At 39.0% G+C, this 700-nt stretch carries 1 protein-coding gene; it reads right to left on the minus strand.

Translation table 11 applies throughout. From position 1 onward, the window contains the following. A partial coding sequence (locus tag RCF13_RS03025) for a hypothetical protein (RefSeq protein ID WP_308140852.1) occupies window positions 1-577 on the minus strand: 577 nt, incomplete at its 3' end. Window positions 578-700: the final 123 nt, after the last annotated feature.

Consider the following 700-nt stretch of genomic DNA (forward strand, 5'->3'; position numbering starts at 1 on the left):
TATATCCATCTACTAGTTGTCCCGCAGGATGTTTTTGCACCACATGATGAATTTCAATACCATCTCTAGGCAAAGATTTATTTGTTAACTCATTAAATGTTCCTACTTCATAAGAAGTGACTCCCTTAGACGCACCTTTAGCAGCATCCCCAATATCATCAGTCTTATTTCTCAGCCTAGATATATCCGCCATATCATCAAAAACATCTACCATCAATGTTGACATCATAGCGCTAGCCAATGAGATATTCTTATGATCTTCTGTTAGTGGTCTCCCTGTAAATGCATCTACTCCAGATTTAACTTCATACCAATCTAATAGTACATCAACTGGTGTAACGCGAAGCATTACAGGTGCGTTATCAAGGACATCATTTGCAAGGTTCATATTGCTAATAAGCATTGCTTTGTGTCCTGGCGCAATGTTCATCTGATTTATTCTTTCTACTGCGTTCACTTCTGTTTGTCTATCTATTACGCTACCAATGGTATTTCCAACGACACTTCCTGCTACACCGCCCAGTATACCTCCTATGGTTGTTCCCACAGTTGATCCTATACTTCCGATGTAGTTCATACCTCTTACGTAGGTGGTAATTACATCGTCCTTTTGTTCAGTCTGCCTATATCTGACGACAGAATTATGATTATGCAGTATGATTTTTGTTTGCAAGCGAAAGCGATGGAATAACTTTGTTTG

Source organism: Stenotrophomonas maltophilia group sp. RNC7, assembly GCF_030910085.1.
Classification (GTDB): domain Bacteria; phylum Pseudomonadota; class Gammaproteobacteria; order Xanthomonadales; family Xanthomonadaceae; genus Stenotrophomonas; species Stenotrophomonas sepilia.